Source organism: Methylobacterium platani (assembly GCF_001653715.1).
Classification (GTDB): domain Bacteria; phylum Pseudomonadota; class Alphaproteobacteria; order Rhizobiales; family Beijerinckiaceae; genus Methylobacterium; species Methylobacterium platani.
Genome location: NZ_LWHQ01000075.1, coordinates 1 through 6,709, shown reverse-complemented (window position 1 = coordinate 6,709; position 6,709 = coordinate 1). Strand labels below are relative to the sequence as shown.

At 71.5% G+C, this 6,709-nt stretch carries 4 protein-coding genes and 1 rRNA gene; 1 reads left to right on the top strand and 4 read right to left on the bottom strand.

Translation table 11 applies throughout. The features are described 5' to 3' along the window. Positions 1 to 131: 131 nt before the first annotated feature. The 4 genes from repC to A5481_RS28735 all read right to left on the bottom strand — a co-directional run bounded on the left by repC (position 132) and on the right by A5481_RS28735 (position 6,092). The gene (gene repC, locus A5481_RS28750; RefSeq protein WP_048436455.1) at positions 132 to 1,409 is read right to left on the bottom strand and encodes a plasmid replication protein RepC; all 1,278 of its coding nucleotides are present in this window, start codon (positions 1,407 to 1,409) and stop codon (positions 132 to 134) included. 254 nt (positions 1,410 to 1,663) lie between these two features. After that, positions 1,664 to 2,857 carry a plasmid partitioning protein RepA gene (gene repA / locus A5481_RS28745; RefSeq protein WP_053082552.1) on the bottom strand — a complete coding sequence of 398 codons (1,194 nt, stop codon included), beginning with the start codon at positions 2,855 to 2,857 and terminating at the stop codon, positions 1,664 to 1,666. 181 nt (positions 2,858 to 3,038) lie between these two features. Continuing rightward, complete coding sequence (locus A5481_RS28740) at positions 3,039 to 4,268, bottom strand: lytic murein transglycosylase (RefSeq protein ID WP_053082553.1); 1,230 nt, start codon at positions 4,266 to 4,268, stop codon at positions 3,039 to 3,041. A 45-nt stretch (positions 4,269 to 4,313) separates the two neighbouring features. Then, positions 4,314 to 6,092, bottom strand: coding sequence for a methanol/ethanol family PQQ-dependent dehydrogenase (locus tag A5481_RS28735; RefSeq protein ID WP_082173450.1), 1,779 nt, complete (start codon positions 6,090 to 6,092; stop codon positions 4,314 to 4,316). A 448-nt stretch (positions 6,093 to 6,540) separates the two neighbouring features. Here A5481_RS28735 and A5481_RS28730 point away from each other — a divergent pair. Continuing rightward, positions 6,541 to 6,709, top strand: a 16S ribosomal RNA gene (locus tag A5481_RS28730); the annotation flags it as partial.

Here is a 6,709-nt window from a genome sequence, read left to right as displayed (position 1 = left end):
GCTGGATCCCGGATCTCCTTCCGCTGACGCTCCAGTCGTCCGGGAAAGGGGGTCGGCCAACGATGGGCCGCGAGGCCGACCGCAGGGCGATGGAGATCGTGTCGTGTACCGTGCCCATGCCGGGTCGTTGGTCACGGATGGAAGGCGGCCGGCTTGAACCGCAGCGGCGGCATGGCGCCGGCGAGCGGTCCCGGAACGCCCGATCCCGCGACCGGACCGGCCTGCCGCACCCGCCACAGCGCCATCACCATCGGCCAGGGCGAGAACCGCCCGGCCCGCGCCTTCTCGGCCAGATCGCGCAGATAGGCGCCCGGCGCGGCGACGGCCTCTCCCCGCTGCAGGATGCCGGCGACGACGACCGCCGCCTGCTCCTCGCCCATCGCCGCGACCGCCGCCTCCCAGGCCGGCGCAGCGATCCCGAGGCTCGCCCGCGCCACGGCGGTCGCACCGAGGAAGTCCCGCCAGCTGCCGATCCCGCGACGGGCGTAAGGTAGGAGGTCGGGGCAGGCCTCGAGCACCAGCCCGAGCGGCAGGGCCCGGCTCACCGGCACCACGCTCTCGGCAGGAGGAGCCGCGACGGCGTCCCCGTATCCCCGCAAACCCCGTTCAAGATTCTGAGAAGACTCGGGTTTTGAACTCTGATGGTGGCAGCCGGATTGGGACTCACTGGCGTCCGATTCCCGGAATTCGATCGATTCCGCCAGGCACTTATCCACCTCCGTGCGTAAGCTCCGCAGCCCCTCGGCAATCCCGGCCAGGGCCGCGTTGCCGGCCGAGCGCGGCGGCATGGCGCCGGCCCCCTGCAACCGCGCCTCGATGGCATCCCACGTGCCGCTCAGGCCCGTTTCGCGGGCGAAGGCGACGATCTTGCCGATGTCCCGCCGCAGCAGCGAGATCTCTTCGCGAAGGAGCGCCCGCGCCCGGGCGGCCGCCCGTACCTCGGCGGCGAGCGCCTCGAACTCGCCCGCCCGCGCCACCAGGGGCGACAGGTCGAAGCCGAAGGCCTGCTCGATGCGGCCGCCCTCGCCGCGGCGGGCGTAGCGCTTGCCGTTGGGACTGTCGCGCCGGATCACCAGGCCGGCCTCGACCAGCTGGCAGAGCGCCCGGCGCAGCGTCGTCGGCGACGGCCCGTGGGCCCGCACCGACAATTCGCGGTTCGAGGGAAACACCACCAGGTCGGGCCCCGGCACCAGGGCGGTCTCGGGATGGAAGCTCAGCAGCGCCGAGAGCACCGCGAGCGCCCGGTCCCCCACCCCGAGACGGCTCTTGGCCTCGGTGAGGTTGCGGAAGGTGCGCCACTTGTGGCTCGCGGCCTCGTCCGGGCACGCTTTCGCCGCCGCCTGCGCCGCCATCATGGCGAGCGACAACGGCCGCCGCCCGAAGGGCGTCGTCGGTTGGGTCAGGGACATGGGATTGCCTGTCGTCAGGCAACAGAAAAGGGTTCGCCGAATCGGCGCCACGCTTGACAGGTTGTGCCGGATTTGATTCTCTCAGGCTGCCAGGCACTAAGAGAAGGGCTTCCGGGGCGTCGCTTCGGGGGCCTTTTTCTTTTGCCGGATCGATCCTTTCCAGGTTCGGGTTGAGGAACCGCCCGCGGGCGGGTTAACGGCGGCCCTGCGGACCGCCACTCATCCGGGGAAGGCCCCGGGATGACGAGGAAGGCTCACGCCGCGCGGCCCCAGGCCTGCGCGATCTGGCCGGCGATCTCGGCATTCACCGCATCGAGGGCCTCGACCGCGCGGTCGTAGGTCTGGCGGGTGAAGCTCTCGCGGCCGGCCTCGTAGAGCGTGCGGCCGGAGGCGCCGGCCTCCGCGATCGCCGCCGACAGCGGCACCGCATGGGTCATCACCTGCTCGCCGAAGAGAGCCCGCAGCAGACCGACGACCTGCGTCTGCGGCCCGTCATCCGGCTCGTAGCGGGTGACGAGGTAGCGCAGGAAGTCGTGCCGCAGGTCGCCGCCGGCGGCGCGCACCGCGCCGAGCAGGTCCGCGGTCATCCGCAGCGAGCCCGACATGCCGGCGAGGTCCGGCATCTGCGGCGGCATCGTCACCAGGATGCCGGTCGCCGCGCACAAGGCCCCGAGGGTCAGCGCGCCGAGCTGGGCCGCGCAATCGATCACCACCACGTCGTAATCGTCGCGGATCGCCGCCAGCGCCTCGGCGACGCGGCCCACCAGGCTCTCGGGCATCGCGCCGTGCTCGCAGGCCATCAGCTCGAGATGGCCGGGCACCAGGTCGATGCCGGGGAAATGGGTCGGGCGCAGGATCTGCCCGAGCGGGCGCTCGGCCCCGTCGCGCCGCACCGCGCCGTAGAGGGTCTGGCTCGCCCCGACATCGCGGTCCGGCCGGCAGCCGAACAGGCCGGAGAGCGCCGCCTGCGGGTCGAGGTCGACGGCGAGCACCCGGAACCCCTGCAGGGCCAGGTACTGCGCCAGATGCGCCGCCGCGGTGGTCTTGCCCGAGCGGCCCTTGACGTTGGTGACCGCCAGGACCTGCAGGTGCTCGCCGGCCCGGCGATGGCGCAGGTAGCCCGGCCGGGTCCGCGCCAGATGCCGCCGCACGTCGTTGATCTGCTCCAGGGTGAATTGCCGCCGGCCCGCCGGCCCCTTCTCGGGCTCCAGCTCCTCGTCCGACAGGATCAACTGGCGCAGGTAGGCGTCGGTGATGCCGATCAGCCGCGCCGCCTCGCCGGTCGGGAATCGCCGCAGCTCGCGCCGCGCCGACGGCGGGTTGAACCGCTCGCCCGCCCGCTCGAGCTGGCGCGTCAGGGCGTCGGCATGGGCCGCGATCACGGCATCGAACGGCGTCGCGGAAGAGCACTTCCGCCCGGCGATTCGACTTTCGGCACCCTTCGACATCTACGCTTTCGAGCCTCATCCGAGCACGTGAGCGTAGTTTGGCCGGCGCGGGCGACGGAGAGTCAAGCGTTAAGCCCCGGGCTCTCCGATTCAGGAGTCGACAACCTTTTCTCCACAGGAGACAGGCACTTCCCGGCGATTGCGGTGGTACCGACTCCCCGAATCGTGCGTTGCCGGGGAATCAGTTGCCGGCTCGCAAGCGCTCCAGCAGGCCCGCATCGGCGTAGCCGTCCGGGACCAGCCCGGCCTGCGCCTGCCAGGCCCGGATCGCCGCCCGGCTGCGCGGGCCGATCCGCCCGTCGACCCCGCCGACCGGGTGGCCCTTCGCCTCGAGGGCGGCCTGGATCTCCCGGCGCTCGTCGGCGGCGAGCGGCCGGTCCTCCCGCGGCCAGGGGTGCACGAAGCCGGGCTCGCCGCGCAGCCGGTCGGCGAGATGCGCAACCGCCAGCGCGTACGAGAAGGCGGCGTTGTAGCCGAGCAGGGCCGCGAAATTCGGCCGCAGCAGGAAGGCCGGTCCCCTCGCCCCGGCGGGCAGCACGAGGCGCGCCTCGTCCGCATCCGCCCCGATCGCGCGGCCGGCGGGCGTGACGCCGAGCGCGCGCCAGCCCGAGAGCGGCCGCAGCGTCGTCTCGTCGGCGAGGCGGTAGTCGAAGCCCTCCGGCAGCCGCACCTCGCCGCCCCAGGCCTCGCCGGGGTGCCAGCTCAAGGTCCGCAGGTACTGCGCCGTCGAGGCGAGGGCGTCCGGCGCGGAGGTCCAGATGTCGGCCCGGCCGTCGCCGTCGAAGTCGAGGCCGTGGCGCAGATACGTCGTCGGCATGAACTGGGTGTGGCCCATCGCGCCGGCCCAGGATCCGGTCAGGCGCTCCGGCGTGGTCCGGCCGAGATCGAGGATGCGGAGCGCCGCCACGAGTTCCCCGGTCCAGGTCGCGACCCGTGGCCCCCCGGCGCAGGCCAGGGTGGCGAGCGAGCGCAGGACCGGCCGCACCTTGCGCGGGTCGTCGAGCACGCGGCCGTAGCCCGACTCGATGCCCCAGATCGCCACCAGCACGTGCCGGTCGACGCCGAAGGCCGCCTCGATCGCCGGCCGGCTGCCTTCCGAGGCGAGCTTCGCCTTGCCGTCGGCCACCGCCTCGTCGCTCACCGCCGAGTCGAGATAGGCCCAGACCGGCTTCTCGAACTCGGCCTGCCTGCCGGTCGCCGCCGCGACGTCCGGATCGGCGGCCAGGCCGGAGAGCTGCGCCTCCGCGAGCGCCGCCGTCACCCCCTGCTCCTTCGCCCGGGCGACGAGGCCGGGCAGGCAGGCGGAGAACGACGGCTCTTCCGCCGGCGGCGGCGCCTGCACCTGTGGCGACGTCTGCGCGAAGGCGGCCGGGCCTGCGAGCAGCCACAGGAGCGCGATCGGCACCCGCATCGAAGAATCCTCCTTGGTGACGGCCTCCGGCGGAGCGCGGGCCGGTCAGTGCTCGGGCAGGGCGAACACCGTGAGCTGCCCGCCCGCGGCGGTATAGTGCGACAGCGCCGCATATCCCCCGACCGCACCCGAGCCCTCGGCCGGGTCGGTCAGCCCGGCGGCGAGCCCGATCCCGGCCCAGCCGCCGATGCCCGACAGGACCGCCACGTATTGCCGGCCGCGATGCATATAGGTGGTGACGTTGCCGACGATCCCCGACGGCGTCTTGAAGCGGTAGAGTTCCTTCCCCGTCGTCGCGTCGACCGCCTTCAGGTAGCCTTCGAGCGTGCCGTAGAACACCACGCCGCCGGCGGTGGCGAGCGCCCCCGACCAGACCGAGAACGGCTCCGGGATCGACCACTTGATCCGTCCCGACAGGTTGTCCCAGGCGATGAAGGCGCCGGTCCGGTCGGTGCCGGCGGGCGGATGCAGCGTCAGCGTCGCGCCGACATAGGGCTGGCCCGGCGTGTAGGTGACGCGGAACGGCTCGATATCCATGCACATGTGGTTGGTCGGCACGTAGAACAGGCCGGTCGCCGGCGAGTAGGCGGCGGGCTGCTGGTTCTTGGCGCCGAGCGCCCCGGGGCAGATGCCCGTCACGGTCTCGTCCTCGCCGGTCGTGCCCGGCGCGTAGCGCTCGTCCACCACCGGGCGGCCGTATCCCGGCGAGGCTCGGTCGAGGTCGATGCGCTTGGCCCAGTTCACGCTCGGATCGAACTTGTCGGCCACCAGCAATTCGCCGGTCTCGCGGTCGAGGGTGTAGCCGAAGCCGTTGCGGTCGAAATGGGTCAGCAGCCGGCGCCGGCGGCCCTCGATATCCTGCTCGGTCAGGATCATCTCGTTGACGCCGTCATAGTCCCACTGGTCGTGGGGCGTCATCTGGTAGACCCAGCGCGCCATGCCGGTCGTCGCGTCGCGGGCGACGATCGCCATCGCCCAGCGGTTGTCGCCCGGGCGCTGCGCCGGGTTCCAGGTCGAGGGATTGCCGGTGCCGTAATAGACGAGATTCAAGTTCGGGTCGTACGAGAACCAGCCCCAGGCGCACCCACCGCCGGTCTTCCACTGCTCGCCGTCCCAGCTCTTCAGCGACGAATCGCGCCCGATCGGGCGGCCGAGCTCCGTCGTCGTGTCGGGATCGACCAGCATCTCGGCATCCGGCCCGGTGGCGTAGGCGCGCCACAGCCGCCGCCCGGTCGCCTGGTCGTAGGCGGTGACGTGGCAGCGCGCGCCGTACTCACCGCCCGACAGGCCGACGATGAGCCGGTCGCGCACCGGCAGCACCGCGGCGGTGTTGGTCTCGCCCCGGGCCGGATCGCCGTTTCGCACCGACCACAGCTCCCGGCCGGTCGCCGCATCGAGCGCGACGACCCGGGTATCGGCGAGTTGCAGGAAGATCCGCCCGTCCTGGTAGGCGAGGCCGCGATGGACCGTGTCGCAGCACATCACCGCGACGACGCCGGCCTCCTGGCGCGGCGCGTAGCGCCACAGGATCCTGCCGTCCTGGTCGAGGTCGAGGGCCGTGACGGTGTTCGGGAACGGCGTGTGCACGTACATGACGTGGCCGACGACGAGCGGCGCACCCTCGTGCCCGCGCAGCACGCCGGTCGAGTAGGTCCAGGCCACCGTCAGCCGCCCGACATTCTCCGGCGTGATCCGGTCGAGCCCGGAATAGCGCGTGTTGGCGTAGTCGACCGTCGGCAGGACCGGCCCTTTCCCGGCGACGGTCTCCGCGGCGACCGCCGGACCGGGGCCGAGCAACAGAGCCGCCAGCGCCAGCATTCTCATCCCTCATCCCTCCCGCGGCCGTTCCACGCCGCCCGTCATAGGCGCGCGAGGACCGCCGGACCATGCGCCCGGACGCACCTGCCGACCCCCGGACCGGTGCGTGTTGACAGGCGAGCCGGCTACCCTTAGACAGCCGCTCACCGACGGGGCGCCGACGAACTGGCCGCCGCGACGGACTTCTCCAGAGATGATGAAGCAAGGGCCGGGGCGACCTGGTTCGGCTGTTCGTTCTCCGGAGGTCGAGATCGGCTCCCGGTCGATCGGCTCTTTGACAAGTTCATCTGAGAAAGAGAAGCGTGGACGGCGTCGTCCCTGCGGATCCGGGTTTCGGCCTGGATCGTGAGTAGGATGATGCTGATCCGACGTTTCGGTGCTCACACGATCAGGCGGAAACGCCGATCGGTTGTGTGCTTCCGTTTTATGTTGTGATCAGCTTTGATCAGCTCTTCAACTTGAGAGTTTGATCCTGGCTCAGAGCGAACGCTGGCGGCAGGCTTAACACATGCAAGTCGAGCGGGCATCCTCGTGGTGTCAGCGGCAGACGGGTGAGTAACACGTGGGAACGTGCCCTTCGGTTCGGAATAACTCAGGGAAACTTGAGCTAATACCGGATACGC

Coding starts and splice junctions, on each gene's coding strand:
- repC (WP_048436455.1), bottom strand. CDS start 1,409: ATGTCCCTGACCCAACCGACGACGCCCTTCGGGCGGCGGCCGTTGTCG.
- repA (WP_053082552.1), bottom strand. CDS start 2,857: ATGTCGAAGGGTGCCGAAAGTCGAATCGCCGGGCGGAAGTGCTCTTCC.
- A5481_RS28740 (WP_053082553.1), bottom strand. CDS start 4,268: ATGCGGGTGCCGATCGCGCTCCTGTGGCTGCTCGCAGGCCCGGCCGCC.
- A5481_RS28735 (WP_082173450.1), bottom strand. CDS start 6,092: ATGAGAATGCTGGCGCTGGCGGCTCTGTTGCTCGGCCCCGGTCCGGCG.